Source organism: Arthrospiribacter ruber (genome assembly GCF_019343195.1).
Classification (GTDB): domain Bacteria; phylum Bacteroidota; class Bacteroidia; order Cytophagales; family Cyclobacteriaceae; genus Arthrospiribacter; species Arthrospiribacter ruber.
On the sequence record NZ_RPHB01000003.1, the window covers coordinates 575,244 to 595,828 of the forward strand.

At 40.5% G+C, this 20,585-nt stretch carries 15 protein-coding genes; 8 read left to right on the forward strand and 7 right to left on the reverse strand.

Annotation, left to right across the window (positions count from 1 at the left end):
- Positions 1 to 29: 29 nt before the first annotated feature.
- Positions 30 to 3,107, reverse strand: coding sequence for a SusC/RagA family TonB-linked outer membrane protein (locus EGN73_RS08365; RefSeq protein ID WP_219288252.1), 3,078 nt, complete (start codon positions 3,105 to 3,107; stop codon positions 30 to 32).
- A gap of 430 nt (positions 3,108 to 3,537) precedes the next feature.
- Between EGN73_RS08365 and EGN73_RS08370 the strand changes: the two genes are divergently transcribed.
- Genes EGN73_RS08370 through EGN73_RS08385 form a run of 4 tightly spaced genes read left to right on the forward strand, consistent with a single transcriptional unit; the run spans position 3,538 to position 7,426 of the window.
- The gene (locus tag EGN73_RS08370; protein ID WP_219288254.1) at positions 3,538 to 4,833 is read left to right on the forward strand and encodes a DUF2851 family protein; all 1,296 of its coding nucleotides are present in this window, start codon (positions 3,538 to 3,540) and stop codon (positions 4,831 to 4,833) included.
- 55 nt (positions 4,834 to 4,888) lie between these two features.
- Positions 4,889 to 5,527 (forward strand): acetyltransferase, encoded by a 639-nt coding sequence (locus tag EGN73_RS08375; RefSeq protein ID WP_219288256.1) that lies wholly within the window; start codon positions 4,889 to 4,891, stop codon positions 5,525 to 5,527.
- 56 nt (positions 5,528 to 5,583) lie between these two features.
- Positions 5,584 to 6,597, forward strand: coding sequence for an oxygen-dependent tRNA uridine(34) hydroxylase TrhO (gene trhO / locus EGN73_RS08380; RefSeq protein ID WP_219288258.1), 1,014 nt, complete (start codon positions 5,584 to 5,586; stop codon positions 6,595 to 6,597).
- A complete protein-coding gene (locus EGN73_RS08385; RefSeq protein ID WP_219288260.1) occupies positions 6,560 to 7,426 on the forward strand; it encodes a nucleoside phosphorylase in 867 nt (288 codons plus the stop codon). The genes trhO and EGN73_RS08385 overlap by 38 nt, the downstream gene beginning before the upstream one ends.
- A 22-nt stretch (positions 7,427 to 7,448) precedes the next feature.
- Here the strand turns inward: EGN73_RS08385 and EGN73_RS08390 are convergent, their stop codons facing one another.
- From EGN73_RS08390 to EGN73_RS08400, 3 genes are all read right to left on the reverse strand, one after another.
- Positions 7,449 to 7,730, reverse strand: a complete 282-nt coding sequence (locus EGN73_RS08390; RefSeq protein ID WP_219288262.1) for a hypothetical protein — start codon at positions 7,728 to 7,730, stop codon at positions 7,449 to 7,451.
- Between the two features lie 97 nt (positions 7,731 to 7,827).
- Entirely contained in the window at positions 7,828 to 8,448 is a 621-nt protein-coding gene (locus tag EGN73_RS08395; RefSeq protein WP_219288264.1) for a response regulator, read from the reverse strand.
- Positions 8,449 to 8,456: 8 nt separating this feature from the next.
- On the reverse strand, positions 8,457 to 10,331 hold the full coding sequence (locus tag EGN73_RS08400; RefSeq protein WP_246611509.1) for a tetratricopeptide repeat-containing sensor histidine kinase: 1,875 nt from the start codon (positions 10,329 to 10,331) through the stop codon (positions 8,457 to 8,459).
- A gap of 543 nt (positions 10,332 to 10,874) precedes the next feature.
- On the opposite strand from EGN73_RS08400, the gene EGN73_RS08405 reads away from it, so the two are divergent.
- Positions 10,875 to 13,304: a TonB-dependent receptor gene (locus tag EGN73_RS08405; RefSeq protein WP_219288268.1), complete on the forward strand. Its 2,430-nt coding sequence runs from the start codon at positions 10,875 to 10,877 to the stop codon at positions 13,302 to 13,304.
- A 39-nt stretch (positions 13,305 to 13,343) separates the two neighbouring features.
- Here EGN73_RS08405 and EGN73_RS08410 read toward each other — a convergent pair whose 3' ends face one another.
- The 3 genes from EGN73_RS08410 to EGN73_RS08420 form a co-directional block, all read right to left on the reverse strand.
- On the reverse strand, positions 13,344 to 15,233 hold the full coding sequence (locus EGN73_RS08410) for an ABC-F family ATP-binding cassette domain-containing protein (RefSeq protein WP_219288270.1): 1,890 nt from the start codon (positions 15,231 to 15,233) through the stop codon (positions 13,344 to 13,346).
- Between the two features lie 97 nt (positions 15,234 to 15,330).
- Complete coding sequence (locus tag EGN73_RS08415; RefSeq protein WP_219288272.1) at positions 15,331 to 15,648, reverse strand: hypothetical protein; 318 nt, start codon at positions 15,646 to 15,648, stop codon at positions 15,331 to 15,333.
- A gap of 247 nt (positions 15,649 to 15,895) precedes the next feature.
- A complete protein-coding gene (locus tag EGN73_RS08420; protein ID WP_219288274.1) occupies positions 15,896 to 17,689 on the reverse strand; it encodes an ABC transporter ATP-binding protein in 1,794 nt (597 codons plus the stop codon).
- Positions 17,690 to 17,836: 147 nt separating this feature from the next.
- Here EGN73_RS08420 and EGN73_RS08425 point away from each other — a divergent pair, with 147 nt between their 5' ends.
- The 3 genes from EGN73_RS08425 to EGN73_RS08435 all read left to right on the forward strand — a co-directional run bounded on the left by EGN73_RS08425 (position 17,837) and on the right by EGN73_RS08435 (position 20,574).
- Positions 17,837 to 18,937 carry a Glu/Leu/Phe/Val family dehydrogenase gene (locus tag EGN73_RS08425; protein ID WP_246611510.1) on the forward strand — a complete coding sequence of 367 codons (1,101 nt, stop codon included), beginning with the start codon at positions 17,837 to 17,839 and terminating at the stop codon, positions 18,935 to 18,937.
- A 139-nt stretch (positions 18,938 to 19,076) separates the two neighbouring features.
- A complete protein-coding gene (gene nusB, locus EGN73_RS08430; protein WP_219288276.1) occupies positions 19,077 to 20,261 on the forward strand; it encodes a transcription antitermination factor NusB in 1,185 nt (394 codons plus the stop codon).
- Positions 20,262 to 20,271: 10 nt separating this feature from the next.
- Entirely contained in the window at positions 20,272 to 20,574 is a 303-nt protein-coding gene (locus EGN73_RS08435; protein WP_219288278.1) for a YtxH domain-containing protein, read from the forward strand.
- Positions 20,575 to 20,585 lie beyond the last annotated feature (11 nt).

Here is a 20,585-nt window from a genome sequence, read left to right on the forward strand (position 1 = left end):
TTTTGTAAATCAATTGATATTCCTAAAAATTACAGTCCTAAGTTTACTCCCATTATGAATGATCTTGCCATCGGGAAAGTACCTCTGTCAATACCGATTCCGATTGGGTTTTGACCAAGGGAATTGACCTCTGGATCAAACCCGGAATAGTTTGTAAAAGTGAACAGGTTTTGCCCCTGAATATAAACTCTGCAGGATCTCATCCAATTTATTTTTACTGCTGGCAAGGTGTATCCGAGTGTAATGTTTCTTATTCTTAAGAAAGAGGCATCTTCAATATGTCTATCCGATAGTACAAAAGGTCTTGTTCTCGAGCTAGGCCATTCATTGCTAGGGTTTTCGGGAGTCCATCTGTTCATCACATCGCGGACATTGTTTGTGGCCCCGTCATTTCTGTATAGCTCATGACTGTTTACATTCCAGACATCATTACCATAGGTGCCATTGATAAAGATGGCTAGATCAAAGCTTCCATAATTGAAGGTATTGTTCATCCCAAAAAAGAATTTGGGTTGAGGGTTTCCGATGATAGTTCTGTCATTATTGTCTACTACTCCATCACCATTTACATCTACATACCGGATGTCACCTGGTCCCACTGACCCGAAGGAACTGCTTCCGGGTAATATTTCATCACCTTCTTGATAGATACCGTCTGTTACCATTCCAAAAAAGCTTCCAACTGGAGCACCTACCTGAAGTATGCTGGAATTGGCTATCTGAAGGTGGCCATCGCCAGTGCCTGGGGCCAACCTGAAAGTCTCACCTGGTCCCAACTCCAAAACCTGATTGCGGTTAAAGGTAATATTTGCATTCGTCACCCACTTTAACCTTCCGTTTATATTGGTACTGTTGACAGCAAGTTCCAACCCTTTGTTTTCCACGCTACCTATATTTTGAAGGATTGTTTCAAATCCAGTTGACCTAGGTAGGTCAAGTGGTAGAAGTAAATCCTGCGTTCTTTTGTAATATGCAGCTGCTTCAAAAAAGACCCTGTCTTCAAAAAGACCTATTTCCAAGCCCGCGTTGATTTGGTTTGTTTTTTCCCATCGAAGGTCTGGATTTGGGATTCTCCCAGGTGCCAAACCTATGGCAATGACGTTACCAAAAGCATTCCTTACAGTGTTGAGTTGGGAAAGAGATTGATACAATCCTATTTCCTGATTACCGGTCAAACCCCAACTTGTGGTTACTTTGACCGTGCTCAGCCAGTTGGTATTGGCTACAAAGTTTTCATTGCTCATGTTATAACCTACAGCAGCAGAGGGGAAATACCCCCACTTATTACCTGCTCCAAAACGGGATGAGCCATCTGCCCTGAATGTTCCTGTAAATAAGAATTTGTCAAAAAGAGTATAATTTACCCTTCCAAACCAAGAATCAAGTCTCCATAAACTTCTTCCTGAAAATTGAGTCCCTACTATCTGTCCAAGGCCCAAATTGTCTGAACCCAATGCATCTGTAGGAAAGTTTGTGGCCGAAGCTCCTACAAAATCTACCATTTGAGACTGTGTTTCATAACCGGCCAAAAGAGTCAGATGACTATTGTTTTCAAACTTTTTGGCATAATTGAGTGTGAATGTCCCAACTGGGCTAAAAATGTCTTTCTTTTCTACCAGTGCTGAACCGAAGGCATTTCTTCCCCTGTTGTTTGTACTTGGGGCATAAAAATCCCTCCGTCCTCCTTGATAGTCTACACCTCCGGATGCCCTGAAATTCAAATTTTCCAAAATTTTCCATTCCATGTACACATTTCCTAAAACCCTATTGGTTATCGTTTTATTCAAAGTTTCCATGGCATCCTGTACAGGGTTTCCAACCTGTTGAGAACCTGGTATAGCACTATTGTCAAAAGTATAGTTTCCGTCTTCATCAAAAACAGGTAGGGTTGGTGAAAATACCAAAGCTCCATTGACCACTCCTCCTCGTGTAATGTCAGTAACTTGTTGGTTGTTTACCGATCTTGACACCGTCAAAGAATTGCCGACAGTCACTTTATTATTTAGGGTTTTATCTACATTGACTCTGATAGAGCCCCTTGAAAATCCAGAATTAATTATCACTCCTTCCTGATTGAAATAATTCCCGGTAATGGCATATCTTGTCTTGGCATCTCCTCCTGATACAGTTACTTGGTGATTTTGAATAGGAGCCTCCCTAAAGACCTCATTTTGCCAATCGGTACTGTTATTCCTGAAATTTGCTATTTGTTCTTGGGAGAAAATTGGCGTTTGACCTCTGTTGACACGGGCTTCATTTGCAATGATGGCAAACTCTTCCCCATTTAATAGAGGGATGGTTCTGGCTACCTGTTGAACACCATAGTAGCTTTCAAAATCCACATTTGTTGCTCCGGCTTTGCCTCGTTTGGTTGTGATGATAACTACACCATTGGCTCCCCTTGAACCATAGATAGCTGTTGCAGAAGCATCTTTTAGGATTTCCATGGATTCGATATCCCCTGGGTTGATGTTTGCCAAAGCATTTTGCGGTTGGGCACCACCCGTTGCACCTGGTGAGAATGTGGCATTGTTGGGGAAAAATGGAATGCCATCTATTACATAAAGAGGTTCGTTCGATGCATTTATTGAATTTCCTCCTCGGATCCTAATAGAAACACCCCCGCCAGGTGCTGCCGAGGCTTGAGTCACTTGTACCCCTGAAGCCCTACCTTGGAGGGCCTGATCCAATGAAGCTACAGCTACCTGTTTGATTTCCCGTTCACCTACTGATGAGACAGAACCTGTAAGGTCAGATTTTCTTTGGACTCCATATCCGACTATGACTACTTCACCTAGATCAGAGAGTTGTTCGGAAAGCCTTATGTTTATTACTGACTCATTTCCGATTTGGACTTCTCTTGTTTGAAAACCGATGAATGAGAATACCAAAACTCCTGTTTCGGGAGCATTCAGTGAATAGTTTCCATCGATATCTGCTACTGTTCCTACAGTAGTACCTTTTACAGTTACAGAAGTGCCGGGTATTGGCTCTCCGTTTTCATCTGTGATTGTGCCCTGTATCACTCTGTTTTGCGCATTGACCTGTATTGTCAAGGCAAATAGAAGTGCGACTAAAGCCAACCCTCCTTTAATGTAATTTTTCATAAATTTTAGGTTATTGTAATTGATAGATTGGTTCTTTATTTAAGGAGGCTATTTCTATTTTATTTTTAAAGACAAAGCCATTGTATCGTTTCGGGAAATTTATCAAGTACAAAATTTACAATGATTCTTAGGTGAAAAATCATGTGTAAGAGGGATATTTACGAAATCGATTGCGCTTTGAACAAGGACTGTTTTACACCTTGTTAAGAATATAGATTGTTGGAAAAATTATATAAATGTGGAATTTGTTAAATATACTCACGGTAAAAGGAAAATTCTGTATCAAAATTCTACGTTAAAAGGAGAATTTTGTACAGAAGCATTGAAAATCACAAATAAATTACCTTAAATTTTTTTCAAGTCTCAAAAAGGAATTAACTTAATAGTGCTTTAAGTAGTCATTATCTTTAGTTTTTAAATCTTGATTTTTATGGAATTCAAAGAGGATTTTCTTCAGGCTGTATGGAAATACCAGTATTTTGATAAAAACAACCTCAAGACCACAGATGGTCAGCCGCTTGAAATCAAAAAAATCGGATACCATAACTTTTTTCATGGGCCGGATTTTTTGGAAGCCTGTATCAGGGTAGGTGGAGTGGATTTCTTTGGCCATGTGGAGGTTCACCGCTTCGCGTCTGATTGGAAAAACCATGAGCACGATGCCGACTCAAGATACAATTCTGTCATACTACATGTAGTATATTACAATGATAAGCCCATTCTCAGAAAAGACGGCAGTTCTATCCCCACTCTTGAACTGAATGGGAAAATCTTACTTGATGTGATCAGAAATTATGAGAAACTGATCAGGTCAGATGATGGGATTGTGTGCGGAGACTTTTTGACTCAGATCAAGGATATACAAAAATTCTCCATGCTGGAAAGGGCATTGGTGGAGAGGTTGGAATCCAAATCAGAAAGGGTAATGGAAATCTTGGACGAAACTAACGGCAATTGGGAGGAGACTTCATACAGGTGGTTGTTCCAAAGTTTCGGATTTAAGACCAATGCCCTGACCATGTACCGACTTTCGGAAAGTATGCCTTACAGCTACCTCAAAAAATCCAGCCATCTTCCCCAAGCCATTGAAGCGATGTTGTTTGGACAAGCAGGGTTTCTGGGAGAACTTATCCAGGATCCCTACACGGAAGTCTTGGCAAGGGAATACAGCTTTTATAGGAAAAAATACGGCCTCAAAACTGTCGTTTTTCCTTCAGATTGGAAGTTTATGGGAGTCCGTCCTGTCAACAGCCCCGTACTCAGATTGGCACAACTCACTTCTTTTTTGTCTAAAGGGAAAAACATTTTCAGTGACGCCATTTATGATTTTTCCACCCTAGATGAGTTCTACAGGCTATTTGAACTCAGGGTTCCGGAGTACTGGAAATTACATTTTAAGCCAGGAAAGCCTTCCAAAAAAGCCTTGCCTGACCGGATCAGTAAAAATTCCCTGAAGTTATTGGCTATCAATTTTGTGGTTCCTTTGTGGTACAGTTACGGAAAATATGTGGAGGATCCCATTTGGAAAGACAAATGCTTTGACCTGCTTCAGGAAATAGAAGCCGAGTCCAATCACATCACCCGAAAATTTACCTTATATCAATGGTCATGCAGCAATGCCTTTGACAGTCAGGGGATGATAGGCTTGTACAACACCTATTGTCTTCCCAAAAAATGTATGGACTGTAAAATCGGGCAGTCCCTTCTCAAGGCCAGGTCTGTTTGATTTTTGGTTGGAAGCTTGATTTACTGTACTTTTGCACTCCGATCAAAGAAAAGAAATGGAAAAACCTGTAATCATATTAGGAGCGAAAGGAATAGCGCAGGCAGCATTGGAAATTTTCAATAGTAATGATGTCATTACGTATGGTTTTTTGGATGAGGATGCCTCTATCCATGGAACCGAAATCAATGAAGTGTCTGTATTAGGGCATACAGAGGATGAAGGATTCTTGAAACTGATCGGTAAAAAGTGCGAAGCATTTGTGGCGGTTGATGACAATAAATACAGGCAGTTTTTGGTGAAGATGCTTCAGGATAACCGGAAGATGCAGCCCGTAAATGCCATACATCAGACAGCCTACATTTCCAAAAATGCTGCTATAGGTCATGGTAATTTTATCAATGCAAAAGTGACCATAGGTACTTCGGTTGAAATTGGAGGTCATTGTATTTTGCATACAGGTGCTATAATAGACCATCAAGCAGAGCTCGCAGACTTTGTACAAGTGGGTGCTGGATCTGTGGTCAATTCAGGAGTGAAAGTAGGTAAAGGAGCATTTATCGGATCTGGAGTCACCATAGTGTCAGGAGTAAAAATCGGAACCAATGCACGTATAGGCGCTGGCTCGGTGGTGATATCCGATGTGGAAGATGGACAGACCGTGTTTGGAAATCCAGCTACAGCCATCAAAAAGTAAAAAAATAATTTATCTATCAAATACCAAAACACCCTGTCGGAAACAGGGCTTAAGTTATGGAAGACAAAAAGTACAGCATCTTGCTTTATTACTGCTATGCCCAGATCGAGGATCCAGAGGCATACAGAGAAGAACACCACCTTTTTTGTGTGGAAAACAACATCAGGGGAAGGATCATCATATCCCCTGAAGGCCTCAACGGTACCGTGTCAGGTTTGAAAGAAGACTGTGAAAAGTACATGGCCTATGTGCACAGTGATCCCCGCTTTGCCAAGACCGAGTTCAAGATTGACAGTCACGATCAGCATGCTTTTGCAAAGATTCATGTCAGAGCCAAGGCGGAAATCGTCCACAGTAGCCTCAGACATATCGACCCCAATCAAAAAACAGGAAAGCACCTTGAGCCTGCAGAGTTTAAGGCCATGAAAGACAGAGATGATGTGGTGATTTTGGATGTGCGATCCAATTATGAGCATGAGTTGGGAAGGTTCAAAAATGCCATTACGCTGGATATTGACAATTTCAGGGATTTTCCACAAAAGGTAGAGGAACTTCAGCACCTAAAAGGCAAGAAGGTACTTACTTATTGTACAGGAGGAATCAAATGCGAAAAAGCTTCTGCTTTTTTGTTGGAGCAGGGATTTGAAGATGTTTACCAGCTTCACGGCGGTATTATCAAATACGGAATGGAAGCCGGAGGAGAGGACTTCGAAGGCAAATGTTATGTGTTTGACAACAGGATAGCGGTAGATGTCAATAAGGTCAATCCCAAGGTGATTTCCACCTGCTATGTATGTGGTACAGAAAGTGACAGAATGGTCAATTGTGCCAATCCTACCTGCAACGAACACCTTCCGATCTGCGAAAAATGCGGATGGGAAATGGAAGGAGCTTGCTCCATAGCTTGCAAAGAGCATCCCGAAAAAAGACCTTATGATGGTACCGGGTATTATCAGAAAAAGTCCAATGGATACAATCCTTACAAAGGTATTTTCAGAGGAGAAGACAAGAAAAAAATTAAAAGCATTATCAATGAGCAAAAGAATTCCAGAGTCGGAACTGATCATTAATCCAGATGGAAGTATTTATCACCTCAATTTGAAGCCAGAGCACCTGGCTTCAACTGTTATTACAGTAGGGGATCCTGATAGGGTTGAAAAAGTCTCAAAGTATTTTGATGAGATCGAATTTACCATGTCCAAGAGGGAATTTGTAACCCACACAGGAACTTATCAGGGCAAGCGGATTACTGTGATGAGTACTGGAATGGGTACCGACAATATTGAGATTTTCATGACCGAGTTGGATGCTTTGGTCAACGTAGACCTGGAGACCAGACTTCCAAAAGAAAAACATACGAGCTTGGATATCATCAGGGTGGGAACCTCGGGTAGTATGCAAGCAAGCATTCCCGCCGGGGCAATGTTGGCCTCTGCTTATGGAATTGGCTTGGATACCTTGATGGCATTCTACCAGACTGATTTCACGGATTTAGAAGTGGCAGTTGGCGAAAAAATCCAAAAGGAACTCGGGCTTTCTTTTTTGCCGTACTGTATTCAAGGTTCCCAAAAGTTGCTCGATTTGCTAGGTGGAGGATTGATTCAGGGAAATACTGTAACTTGTCCTGGATTTTTCGGTCCTCAGGGACGAGAGGTCAGGTTAAAGCCGGCCATTCCTGATATCATAGAAAAGCTAAGCCAGGTCAATGTGGATGGGTTTGAACTGACCAATTTTGAAATGGAAACTGCGGGCTATTATGCCATGGGAAGATTGCTGGGACATGAAGTGCTGAGCCTCAATGCTATTGTTGCCAATAGGATCACCCATGAGTTTGCAGATAATGCCAATGAAATCGTAGATGAACTGATCAGACATACACTAAAAAAATTGGCGGGTTAATACCCGCCATTTTTCAGTCTAATCACCCATTATAAACTACTCTTTCAAAAAGTGTAGTGTTTTCGATGCTGATGGAGTCCAGATCCAACAGCTCAATGTTTTTTAAGAATTTGCAGAAGATATCCGCGCATTCCTGCCTGCTAAGGTAAACCCCAAAAATCCTTTCTTTGGAACTTACCATAAATACCCTTTTACTATCAAAAATTCTGACCAGGCTTTCCCAGTCTGACATCATCAAAAGTTCATCTGATTTGCTGATAGATTGTGTGATTTTAAAATCTCCAAAAGTAGAACTGATTTTCATGGCATTAGTGAAATGGTTTGATATTCAAATGTAAAATGTATATCCTGGCCAATCAATACGTGTTACCACGTATTTTTAGCTTTTGACATGGGCTGTCTCAAAAAATTATGCCTTTGTTTTTCTGTGCCCAGACCAAAAGGGAATTGTGTTTTTTGTCGAGGTTGAGTTTGTTGATGATATTGCTCCTGTGTTTTTCTACGGTCCTTTCTGCCACAAAAAGCCGATCCGCAATATCTTTTGTAGTCATTCCCTCAGCAATCAATCTCAGGATTTTTTTTTCAGAAGGCGTGAGGCTTCCACCTTCTTGGGCGAGGTTTTTATCCTGCTTTTTGAGAAAAAGTTTGTCACTGAAATATTCTTTACCTAACTGTATCTGTTCAATACAGTGAAGGAGTTCTTCTGTAGCAAACTCCTTGAGTAGATATCCTGAAATATTCAATTCTTTGGCTTGCTGATAAATGTACAATTCTCTGTGCAAAGTAAAAAGAATGATTTTCGTATCCAGTTTGGCTTCTTTACAAGCTTTGGCTATTTCGATACCGGTCATGGAAGGCATCTCAAGATCTAGTATGGCCATAGGAGGGATATGTTTTTTGATAGCATCGAAGGCTTTTTGCCCATCATTGGCCATCTCTGTAATGTGATAGCCGTTTTCTTCCAAAAAATCCTTAAGACCTTTCAATAAGAGTGGGTGATCATCTGCGATTACCAGTTTCATTTTTTTCTTCATTTGTAAAAATAAAATGAGAATTTAGTCCCTTTGCCTTTTTCTGAATCTACTTTCATGGTTCCTTTTAGTCCAGCAGTCCTTTCTTTAAGTGTCTTCAAACCCAGACTACCGAAGTCCTGGTATTTTTCCGAAAAGTCAAATCCAATACCATTGTCTTCTATAGAAAGGCTGATGTTACTGTTTTCCAATAGCAATAGTACCCTTACGGCTGAAGCTTCAGCATGTTTGAGGATATTATTGAATACTTCCTGAAGGATTCGGTAAATATGGAGCTGCTCCTCTTTAGACAATAAGTGATCTACATCGTCCAGTTCAGAAGAGACGAAGATATCTGTCTCTTCGTCCAGGTGATCCAGCGTGTTTTGTATGGCTTTGGTCAAGCCCAGCTCCTCAAGTTGAAATGGATGCAGGGAGCGTGATATACCACGTAGCTCTTCTATAGCCGAATTGAGTAAACCCGCAGCTGAAGGATCTGCACTCATAGCTACTTTGTTTTTGATCAAAAGAAGGCTTTGACCCAACCCGTCGTGCAGGTCTTTGGATATCCTCTTCCTTTCTTCTTCCTGATATACCAGGAGATCTCTGGAAAATTGTTCCTGCATTGCCCGCGCTTTTTTGGCTGATTGAAGGCCTCTATAGAGATAGAGAATGGAAAGCAATACAAGGACGGTCAAAAATCCTCCAATGATCCAGGCCAATCTGCGCTGATTGCTGGCAGTGATGTTCTTTATTTCCACTTCCTTATTCAGCAGTTCTCTTTCTTTTTTTTCTGTTTCATACAGGGTCTGATAAAAGGCGAAAGAGGCGGCTTTATTTACGGCCATCAAAGAGTCTTTTTTCTCGGTCAATTTTGTCAAGGCTTCAAAAGCTTCCTTATGCCTGCCAAGGTCATTCATCAAGTCCGCTTCAAATTTTAAGGCGTCCATTTGGTCTGAGAACTTATCGAGCTGTGAGGCCAAACTTTTATACTCATTCAGTGACTTGATCGCATTTTGCGGATTGCTGAAGTTTTTTTCACCCAAATAGACTGCTCTTAAAAATGTAAGGTCAAGAAAAGAGCCTGAACCTATTTTTTCTTCACGGAGATTTTCTGCTTTGTCATAGTGAAAGCGGTATTTTTCCTGATTCCCGGTAGTGGCATAATGTATGGCTAGTGCTAAGTTTACCGATATTTCCAGCTCGGGATCTTCTAAGTTTTCCTTTTCTATAAAATCAAAGGTCTCCAGTAACAATTCTCGATTTTTTTCCTCATGTCCTAACTTTTTGTAGGAGGAGGCACGGTTCAACATGACCACAGCCCATTCCCTGTCAAACCCGAGATTTTGGTATTTATCCAGAAGGCTCAACCTTATTTTTTCAGCTTCCTCATAAAGTTCATACTTGCTGAAAAGAATGCCCATGCTGTTTTCAACATGCGCAGTAAACTCATCATCTCCTAATAGTTCATAATACAAAGCAGCCTGTTGATAATCCGTGAGAGAGTTAATAAAATCGCCGATGTAGTCTTTGGCCTGACCCCTGAAAAACAGGGCGTCCGCCACATATATGGAGTCCTGAACTTCAAACTCTTCTATGGCTTGACTGTATCCTTCTATCGCAGTGTCAAAATCCCCAAGATTATAATGGGCTGCTGCTAATTTCAAAAAGATACTGCCTCTTAGTACACTTGATTCAACGTTTTTTGAAAAATCAACAGCTCTTTGCATCAATTCCAAGGCTTTTTGTCTTTGACCAGGCATCCGCTCATATACTTGGTAGAGTTCTATAGACCATCTTCCTGCTACATCAAATTCATGTTGCTGCAAGGCCAAATTTATACCTTCGGGAAAATAGGTGATAATATCCTCTTCAGTCCCTTCTTTATAAAGCAAAGGCAGCAGATCTTGGAAAATTTCCAGCCTTTTTTCATCAGTTGCCGGCAGTTGGTCCTTCAGTTTGTCGATTTGGTTCTGCTGACAAAATCCAGTATGAATGTTCGAAAACAGTAAAAAAGTGGTACAAATTTGACCAAATAAAATAACGCGAAGAAAGGAACTCGGAAACATAAGTGAGCAGGTGTAATCAATTCGAATCCTAATTTATTGCTTTTTAAATAAAAATTAGAGCATTTACGCCCCGTCCATGTAAAGAATTGACTTTTTATACCATGATAAGGCCGATCAGTGTATATACATATATATTATAAACAATGTCCTGCTCTATTCGTTTTCTAAAAGGAGTATTAATGAATATTAATACACTTTATGACATTGGAAAAAGGTAAGTTTAGCCTTTTAAGGTTTGGTTAAATTCAGAATTTTTAACTGTTTTTAACGTTTAATTTTAATCATTTAGTGCACCGATGATCAAAAACGACTTTACAACCGATATTTTGTTTTGTAATTTCGAGATTGCCACAATTGAAAAATACCAACATGAAACCTATTTTAACTCATTTATTTTCTTTAATTCTATTGCTTGCATCATCCAGTTTATACGGTCAGAGCTACACCATCAAAGGGAAGGTACTTGAAAGGGGTTCCGACAATCCTATGGAGTTCGCCAATGTCGCTTTACTGAATCCTGCAGATTCTGCATTGGTGACGGGAGGTATGACAGAGCTTGATGGTACATTTGACTTTCCTGCTGAATCTGGAGATTACATTTTGAGAATCGGATTTATTGGATATGAGAATTATTTTCGAAATATAAATGTAGGAGACCGGAACACATTAAATGTGGGTAATGTGCGCTTGAGGCCGGACGCACAAAATCTTCAGGAAGTAACAGTGGAAGGAGTACAGTCCATGTTTGAAAGTGATATAGACAAAAGGACTTTTAATGTAGAAAACAGTATTGTTGCAGAAGGAGCAACAGCCACCGAACTTCTTGAGACGTTACCCTCCATTCAAGTAGATGACGAGGGAGGAATAAGCATGCGCGGCAGCGGAAACATCCTCATTTACATCAATGGCAGACCATCCAATCTTTCCGGTGATGATGCGGAGAGTATTTTGGCGCAGTTTCCCGCCAATAGTATCAAATCCGTAGAACTGATTACCAATCCATCTTCAAGATATGATGCAGCTGGGGTTGGTGGGATCATTAATATTATTTTAAAGAAAAATGAAAAAACGGGCTTAAATGGTCAGGTTAATGCATCCATAGGTACAAGAGATAAATATACAGCCGGCTTTAATATGAATTACGGTCTGGAAAAGGTCAATATTTATGCATCTTATAATTTTCAGGACAGAAGATTGTTTAGGGAAGGAGAAGGACTAAGAGAGTCCTTCATACCAAATGTTTCTCCGTTTTTGGACCAAGATAATTATGGTGAAAGTTTTGATGTCAGTCATTTGGTACGCACAGGTTTGGATTGGAATATCACTGAAAACAAAACCTTTGGTGTCTATGCCCAAGCCAATTTCAGGGACCGTTACAGCTTTAATGATCTCAATCAAAGAAACCTGAATTCCATCGGGCAATTGGATAGTCTGTTTGTCAGAAATAACGAGGATACCAGAACAAGCTACAACATCGAGGCTGGGGTCAATTATACCTGGGAAATAGATACCTTGGGCCAAAGGTTGTTTACCTCTGCCAGTTATTCCTACGATGATAGATTTCAGGATGAATTTTATGACCAGAGATTTTTCAACTCTTTTAATGAGGAAGTTCCCGACAACAGGCTCATCCAGATCAATGAAAGACCACAGTGGAGTAACTTTTGGGTATTACAGGTGGACTATGAAAAGCCGTTCCAAAATGGAGGTAAATTTGAATCAGGCCTGAAAGGAACATTTGGTGAATGGGACAGAGGACAGGATTTCTTTCAGGGGGACCAAACCACTAATTTTATTCCTGTAATGGATGATCAGTTTAGTGATGGATTTAATTTTAGGGAGGATGTCTACGCTGGATACATGAGTTATAGAAACAAATTGGGGAAGTTTGGCTACCAAGGTGGTCTGAGGGGAGAATACACAGAGACAACTTCCTTGCAGGAAAGTAACCAAAACGTGGTAGTCAATAATTACTTTAACCTTTTTCCATCCCTTTATTTGTCTTATGATTTGGGAAAAGAGGAGGAGTTTACAGCCAATTACTCGAGAAGAATCTCCAGACCTAATATTTGGGCATTGGCGCCTTTGTTCAGAGTAGCTGACCTTTTTAATTTAAGTGTGGGTAATCCGTTCCTTCAGCCTGAGTTGACCGATAGCTATGAAGTAGGGTATATGAAAGGTTGGGAAAGGTACTTGATGAATGCTACAGTCTATCACAGGTTTTCTACGGACATTCTGACACGAGTAGTAAGGGTGGATGATAATAATGTAGCTGTACAGACAAGAGAAAATGCCAACAGCAGAAGTGCTACCGGTTTTGAATTGGTCAATCAGATTCAGGTGACGGATTGGTTTGACGCCACTTTGACGGGTAACTTGTTTTATTCAGAAATCATCGGCGACAATATCGAAGAAGGCTTTAACAATTCCAACTTTAGTTGGACAGTGTCTTTACTGGCAAACATGGCAGTGCCAAAGTTTGCAACTGTACAGATTCAGGGAAATTACAGAGGGCCGATCGTACTTCCACAGGGAGAGATAGAGCCGCTTTGGGGAATCAACGCAGGTATTAGAAAAAATATCATGAACAACAGGGCTACCATTTCGGCCAATGTGAGTGATATATTCAATACCAGGATTTTCCGTATCAGAGCCGAAGATCAGAGATTTGTACAAGACAGGATGTTCAATAGGGAAACAAGGATTGGTACGCTTTCATTTACATGGAGATTTGGAGGTTTCAGAGATAGAAATGGAAGAGGCGAAAGAGAGGAATATGATGAGGATATGGATTTTTAATTCCCTTCTAAAAAATAGATTAAAAAAAAATGGAAGGGGTCATTCGATTCCTTCCATTTCACTTAGTTCCAGCCAGCGCATTTCTTTTTCTTCCAGCAGATCATCGATTTTTTTGATCCTTTCAGACCATGAGGTAATCTCTTCTATGTCTTCCGATCCGGAGGAAAGTTTTTCAATCAATTCTTCTTTTTCCTGACCTAATTGGCTTATCTGTGATCCGAGTTCTTCAAACTCCTTCTTTTCTTTAAAACTTGCTTTGGCTTTTGGACTGTTGTTCTGGCTTTTCGGGGCAGTGACTGCAGGAGCCGAAGGAGCTGATTTTTCTGCAGCTCTTTGTTCTTTTTCCCATTCCCGGAAATCTGTATAGTTGCCGGGGAAATCTTTGATTTTTCCGGCACCTTCAAATACAAAAAGGTGCTCTACCAACCTGTCCATAAAATACCTGTCGTGAGATACGATTATAAGACAGCCTGGAAAATCATCCAAGAAGTCTTCCAAGGTATTCAAAGTGACAATGTCCAGATCATTGGTAGGTTCATCCAGAATCAGAAAGTTTGGACTTTTGATCAGGACCATCAGCAGCTGAAGCCTTCTTCTTTCCCCACCGCTTAATTTGGCAATGGGAGTATACTGCTGCTTGGGAGGAAAACCGAATTTGGTAAGAAACTGGGAGACGGTAATAGTAGCGCCTCCAGCTATGGTCACTACTTCCGCCACATCCTTTACTATATCGATCAGGGTTTTTGACTCATCAAAGGAGTCTTCTTCCTGTCTGTAATACCCTATGGCGGTGGTTTGACCTTTACTGATTTTTCCTGCATCCGGCTCTATTAGTCCGGTCAACATATTCAGAAAAGTAGTCTTTCCGGCACCGTTTGGACCCACGATTCCGATTTTATCACCTTTTTTGAAAGTATAGCTGTAGGAGTCGATCAGAGTCTTATTGTCATAGGATTTGGTGATCTTATCTACTTCGAGAATTTTATTTCCCAGCCTTTGAGTGGTGACAGTCAGTTGAATGTCCCGTTCTTCCCTCTTTTGGAAAGCCTTTTCTTTGGTTTCCTCAAAGGCATCCACCCGATACTTGGCTTTGGTACCTCTGGCTTTGGGCTGCCTCCTGATCCATTCAAGTTCTTTTTTGTAAAGGCTTTTGGCTTTCTCCTGTTCACTGGCTTCGGCCTCCCTTCTCTCTGCCTTTTTTTCGAGAAAATAGCCATAGTTGCCCAAATACCTGAACATGCCTCCTTGGTCCAGTTCCAGAATTTGGTTGGTGACTTTTTCGAGGAAATACCTGTCGTGAGTCACCATAAGCAGGGAAAGGTTGGCTTTGGAAAGATAATCCTCCAGCCACTCTATGGTTTCCAGGTCAAGGTGATTGGTGGGCTCATCCAATAATAGCAAATCAGGCTTTTCTAAAATGGCCTTTGCCAAAGCGACTCTTTTTCTCTGCCCTCCACTGAGATTTCCCACACTCATGTCAGTGTCATGAAGTCCTAGCTTTCCCAGTACTTCTTTGATCTGGTATTCAAAATCCCAGGCTTGAAGTCTGTCCATTTTCTCAAAAATATCCTGCAACTTGGCTCCGTTGTCTATGCCATTCTCAGAATCGATCATGGCTTTTTTGTAAGATTCCAAGACCTTAAGTACTTCGCTCTCACTGCTGTCAAAAATCGTTTGGTAAATGGTCAATGAAGCATCGAACACCGGGTTTTGGTGAACATAAGAGACTTTGATCTGTTGATTGATGGCAATCTCTCCGGAGTCGGGAACTTCTATGCCCATGATAATTTTCATCAAGGTGGATTTGCCTGCTCCATTGATGCCGACCAGTGCTACTTTTTCTCCTTGACTAATTCCGAATGAGATATTATTAAAAAGCCTTTTTTCACCAAAAGACTTACTTAAGTTATCGACCGATAGTAAATTCATGGGGCAAAGATAGTGCTTTATTTTACCCTTAGCAGAGGGATCACAGTAAATACCGAAAATCCCTAATTTGAATTTCTATATGGTTATTGAAGATGGATTATTTAGAGCCAAGTAGTGTCTTGATCCCTTCGAGAATCTGCTTGAAACCTTCTTTAAAATGCCCAGCGGATTCGCTTAGGTTTGGCTCCATCTGTCCTTTTTTTTCCTGATAGAATTTCTCAAACTTGGTTTTTCCCTTTTCAAACTCTTCTTCCAGGGTGGTCCTCTTCTCCTTGAGATCTTTTATTTTTTTCTCGATGTCTTCTTTTGCTTCACCGCCAACTTCTTTTCCTTTCTCGATCAGCTCTTCTATTTTGGCACCGATCTCCTGAAGCAGGGATTCTACTTCGTCAAATCCTGTTTTTTTGTTAGACATGGTTCAATGGTTTGATTTGTAACCTGAAAAATAGTGATTTCTATATTAATAACTAGTCCTGCTTTGTTAAAGTAGTAGATTAGGTCAAACCTGCCATATTTATAAGCCAAATCAGATTTATTTTTTATTATTATAAAAAGAAATCTGGCAGGTTTTTTCTTGTCATTTTCTAACCTGACAAAGTAGGACTAGGAATTAGGAGTGCTTCTGAAAATTAATTGTGATTATCAAAGGTGAACCATGCTCCTTATTTTTCTTCCAAAGTTTCCGGTGTTTGGGTTTGCTTCTCGTATAGCTCCGCGTAAACCCCCTTTTTATCCATGAGGAATTGATGGGTACCTTGTTCTACTACTTTACCGTCATCCAGGACGATAATTTTATCGGCCAGCTTGGCCGAAGATACCCTATGGGAAATGATAATGGAAGTCCTTTTAGCCATGATGTCTTTCAATGCTGTAAGGATAGCATTTTCAGTTTTGGTGTCTACAGCAGATAGACAGTCATCCAGAAGTAGGATGCTTGGTTCTTTCGCGATGGCCCTGGCTATGGATACCCTTTGTTTTTGCCCTCCTGATAAAGTGATGCCTCTTTCACCCAGTTTGGTTTCAAATCCATTAGGGAACTCAACGATATTTTCATATACGTCAGCATCCTTGGCGGCTTTTTCTACTACTCCATCAGGAATAGTATCCAGTCCAAAGCCAATATTGTTGCTGATACTGTCGCTAAAAAGGAAAACATCCTGAGGAACATATCCGATTTGCTTTCTCAGGGATGCGATATCATAGCTTTTGATATCTCTTCCGTCAATAAGAATACTTCCACTACTTGGATCATACATTCTCATCAGCATATTGGCAATGGTGGATTTACCGGATCCGGTGGTCCCAATGATCGCTAGGGATTCTCCGGAATTGATGGTGAATGATACGCTTTCCAATGCCCTAATTCCCGAATCTGGATACACAAAGCTCAGGTCCATTACTTCAATATTGCCTTTGATGACAGTTTCCAGGCCTTCACTACTCACAATATGGTTCTTTTCATCCAGAAACTCATTGATTCTTTCCTGTGATGCCGCCGCCCTCTGTATGATGCTGGTCACCCAACCCAAGGAGGTGACTGGCCATGTCAGCATGTTGACATATAAGATAAATTCTGCAATGACCCCATAGCCTATAGTACCATCAATTACCTGTACACCTCCGATATATACGGTAAGAATGGTACTCAATCCAATCAGGGCCAGGATAAGTGGGAAAAACAGTGATTGGACCAAAGTCAGCCTGATTGACTTTTCTTTATAATCTTCGCTGGCTTCTTTGAACTGGTTTGCACTGTCTTCCTCTCTCACAAATGCCTTGATCACCCTTATTCCTGAAAATGCCTCTTGGACAAAAGTGCTGAGACCGGAAAGGCTTCTTTGGATTTTTTCAGAACGTTCGTTGATCAGGTTGTTGACAAAATAAATACTGACTGAAAGTATAGGCAAAGGAATAAGGGAATACAAAGTCAACTCTACATTTACACTGAGCATATACCCTATGACCATAGGGAAAAGTATCAACAAGTTGAGCCCGTACATAATGGCAGGTCCCAAGTACATTCTGACCCTGCTGACATCTTCAGTAATTCTGGCCATCAGATCACCCGTACTGTTTTTTCTGTAGAAGCTTAAAGGGAGATTTTGATAGTGGTCGAAAATTTCATTTTTCATGTCATATTCTATCAGCCGTGACATGATGATGATGGTCTGCCGGATCAAAAAGAGAAAAAATCCCCTCAAAAGAGCCATGCCAAGGATCAAGGCACCGAAAATGAATATATATTTAAGAAATTGTGTCCTAGCTGAAGCAGCTAAAACCTCATCCTCAATCACTTGAAATAAAGAAAAACTTTCTACCACATAATCTATTGCAATCCGGACCAACTGTGCAGGGATTATTACAAAAAAATTGGAAATCACAGTAAATACGATTCCCAACAGGAGGTAACCCTTATATTTGAACAGGAACTTATTTAAGCGTAATAATGGTTTCACAGAAGAAAAATTTTTAAATCACTTGATTTGTTTTTTATTACTCCATTAATTGCATTAGTAAAGGCCAAACAAAATATATAATTTTGTGTCGCTGATTTTACAAAGCAGTAATCCCAAATATAACACAATTAAAAATTCCAAGTTCACATGGTAGAATTAAATACTGAGGAAAAAGTGAGGGAAGGATCCATATATGGACAGATTACCTCTTTAGGTCATGAGCAATTGGTCATTTGCTATGATGAGCCTACCGGGCTTAAAGCAATAATTGGTATCCACAATACAGTGCTTGGGCCAGCCTTAGGCGGAACGAGGATGTGGAATTACGCTTCGGAAGCGGAGGCCATTACGGATGTACTCAGGCTATCAAGAGGTATGACTTTCAAAGCTGCCATCTCTGGATTGAACTTGGGTGGAGGGAAAGCTGTCATCATAGGGGATCCTAAGTTAAAAGACGAGGCTTTTCTAAGAAGATTTGGTAGGTTTATCAACAGCCTCGGCGGTAGGTACATTACTGCTGAAGATGTCAATATGAAAACCAGCGATATGGAATATATCGCGATGGAAACCAAATATGTCACTGGTCTTCCGGAAGTCAAGGGCGGAGGAGGAGATCCCTCTCCGGTTACTGCTTACGGTACTTACCTTGGGATGAAAGCTGCCGCAAAGAAAGCTTACGGTTCAGATAGCCTTACGGGTAAGAAGATTGCCGTACAGGGAATCGGACAGGTAGGTAAATATTTGGTTGAGCACTTGGTGAAAGAAAGAGCTGAAGTCTTTATCACTGATATTTTTGAAGACAGGTTGCAGAAAGTATCCAAAGAGACCGGTACCACTGTAGTAGATCCATCTGTGATTTATGATTTGGATATGGATATTTATGCTCCATGTGCTTTAGGAGCTACCGTGAATGATCAGACTATAGACAGGCTAAAATGCCAGATAATCGCAGGCGCTGCCAATAATCAGTTGCAGGATGAAGAAAAGCATGGCAAGCTCCTATTAGAAAAAGGCATAGTATATGCACCGGATTTCCTCATCAATGCTGGTGGCTTGATCAATGTGTATGCAGAATATGTAGGAGGTTACAACAGAGAACTAACCTATCTTCATGCGGACAAGATCTATGATATCTGTACTGCCATTCTCCAAAAATCAGAAGAGGAAAATATTCCTGCCCAGCAGGCTGCTATAGAAATGGCCTGGAGTAGAATTGAATCAATGGGCAAAGTGAAATTGCCTTACTAAATAAACCAAACAATCAAAAACCACCTAGGGTTGAACTTTGTCTGTCCTTAGGTGGTTTTTATTTCTCAAATAAGGAAAAGGACAAACCTTTCCTTTCACCAGTCAAATTACATTATATTTACGTTCTTTATTTTCGGGTATGTTAAACAGAAGAATTCTCAGAGTCAAGGCATTCCAAAACCTTTATGCTTACGAGCAGTGTAAAGCTTCCAACCTCAATCTTGCAAAAGATCAGATTAAAGAGGCTTTTCAGCCAGATCTAAACAGTATGGAGGTTCAGGATAAAGCTCTTTTGAAAAAAGAGGCGGCATTGTCAATGGAATTATTTTTAAAAAATCTCTCCACCGACATTTTTGAATCCGGTGAGTTTAGCAACCCTAAAATCATTGTGGAAGCAAAAAAGGCCCTTCAGGCTTTTAATAAGGCCAATGATAAGGATTTTGACTTTTTGTCCAATAATATGGTAACATCAGCTGAGCGACTTCCTCAGCTCTACTTATATTCTATCCAGATTTTACTTGCTTTTGGAGATCATGTAGCAGCTGAATCCGAAAGAAAAAAGAAAATGTCCAAGGATACGCTTATCGTTGAAAAAAGTGAACTTAACCTGAGCCAAAACAAAGTTTTGCAAAAAATTAAGGCCTCTTCTGCATTTCAAAGTGCAGTGACAAGACATGCAGCCTATGTAGATGACTTGGAACTGGAGATCAGGGAGTGGTTTAGAGATTACATCAAGCCTTTGGAAAGCTATCAAGCTTACATCAAAAAAGCAGATCCAAGTCTAGCTGATGATTATGATATGGCTGATGAAATTCTGAAACAGGTAATTTTTAAGATAGATGCGATTTTGAATTTCTTTGCAGAAAAAGACTTGAACTGGACAGAAAACAAATCTGTTATAAGGAGCCTGGCATCTAAAGTGCTTAAAAATGTCAAGGAAAATTATGATTCTGAGGACTATGAGCTTCCGGAAATAGCACTCAACTGGGAGGATGACAAGGAATTCTTCCAAAATATCTTTAACTTGACCGTTCAAAATGATGATCAGAACAAAGACCTGATCGCAAAAAGAACCCAAAATTGGGATATAGAAAGGATAGCCCAGACTGATAAGATCATCATGTCCATGGCTATCACCGAAATGAAGCACTTTCCAAGTATTCCTGTGAAAGTAAGTATCAATGAATACATTGATATCTCCAAAACATACAGTACACCCAAAAGTAAACAGTTTGTAAATGGATTATTGGATGTTTTGTCAAAGGAGTTAACTGAACGTGGTCAAATCCGTAAGAGTGGAAGAGGTCTTTTAGATAACAAATAAATATAAAGAAATGAGCAAATCATCAAATGCATGGATGGCATTCGTAGCAGGAGCAGGAATAGGTGCTGCCCTGGGAATACTTTTCGCACCAGACACCGGCAAAAACACCAGGGACAAGCTGACTTATCAGCTGTCCAGATACAAAGAAGAGTTGGAAAACTTGATCCAAGACCTTCGCGAAGGTAAAAACCTGCCTCAGAACGAAGCCCGATCAGAAGGTAATAAGGTAATTTCTGACGCGAAAAACAAAGCAGAAAACCTTTTGAGCGATGTCAATAAACTCATCGAACAAATCAATAAAGAAGCTAATTAACCCTTTAGAAT

What these genes read in the sequence shown, in the direction of transcription:
- EGN73_RS08365 (WP_219288252.1), bottom strand. Translation starts at nt 3,107, where the DNA reads ATGAAAAATTACATTAAAGGAGGGTTGGCTTTAGTCGCACTTCTATTT.
- EGN73_RS08370 (WP_219288254.1), top strand. Translation starts at nt 3,538, where the DNA reads ATGGAATTCAAAGAGGATTTTCTTCAGGCTGTATGGAAATACCAGTAT.
- EGN73_RS08375 (WP_219288256.1), top strand. Translation starts at nt 4,889, where the DNA reads ATGGAAAAACCTGTAATCATATTAGGAGCGAAAGGAATAGCGCAGGCA.
- trhO (WP_219288258.1), top strand. Translation starts at nt 5,584, where the DNA reads ATGGAAGACAAAAAGTACAGCATCTTGCTTTATTACTGCTATGCCCAG.
- EGN73_RS08385 (WP_219288260.1), top strand. Translation starts at nt 6,560, where the DNA reads ATGAGCAAAAGAATTCCAGAGTCGGAACTGATCATTAATCCAGATGGA.
- EGN73_RS08390 (WP_219288262.1), bottom strand. Translation starts at nt 7,730, where the DNA reads ATGAAAATCAGTTCTACTTTTGGAGATTTTAAAATCACACAATCTATC.
- EGN73_RS08395 (WP_219288264.1), bottom strand. Translation starts at nt 8,448, where the DNA reads ATGAAACTGGTAATCGCAGATGATCACCCACTCTTATTGAAAGGTCTT.
- EGN73_RS08405 (WP_219288268.1), top strand. Translation starts at nt 10,875, where the DNA reads ATGAAACCTATTTTAACTCATTTATTTTCTTTAATTCTATTGCTTGCA.
- EGN73_RS08410 (WP_219288270.1), bottom strand. Translation starts at nt 15,233, where the DNA reads ATGAATTTACTATCGGTCGATAACTTAAGTAAGTCTTTTGGTGAAAAA.
- EGN73_RS08415 (WP_219288272.1), bottom strand. Translation starts at nt 15,648, where the DNA reads ATGTCTAACAAAAAAACAGGATTTGACGAAGTAGAATCCCTGCTTCAG.
- EGN73_RS08425 (WP_246611510.1), top strand. Translation starts at nt 17,837, where the DNA reads ATGGTAGAATTAAATACTGAGGAAAAAGTGAGGGAAGGATCCATATAT.
- nusB (WP_219288276.1), top strand. Translation starts at nt 19,077, where the DNA reads ATGTTAAACAGAAGAATTCTCAGAGTCAAGGCATTCCAAAACCTTTAT.
- EGN73_RS08435 (WP_219288278.1), top strand. Translation starts at nt 20,272, where the DNA reads ATGAGCAAATCATCAAATGCATGGATGGCATTCGTAGCAGGAGCAGGA.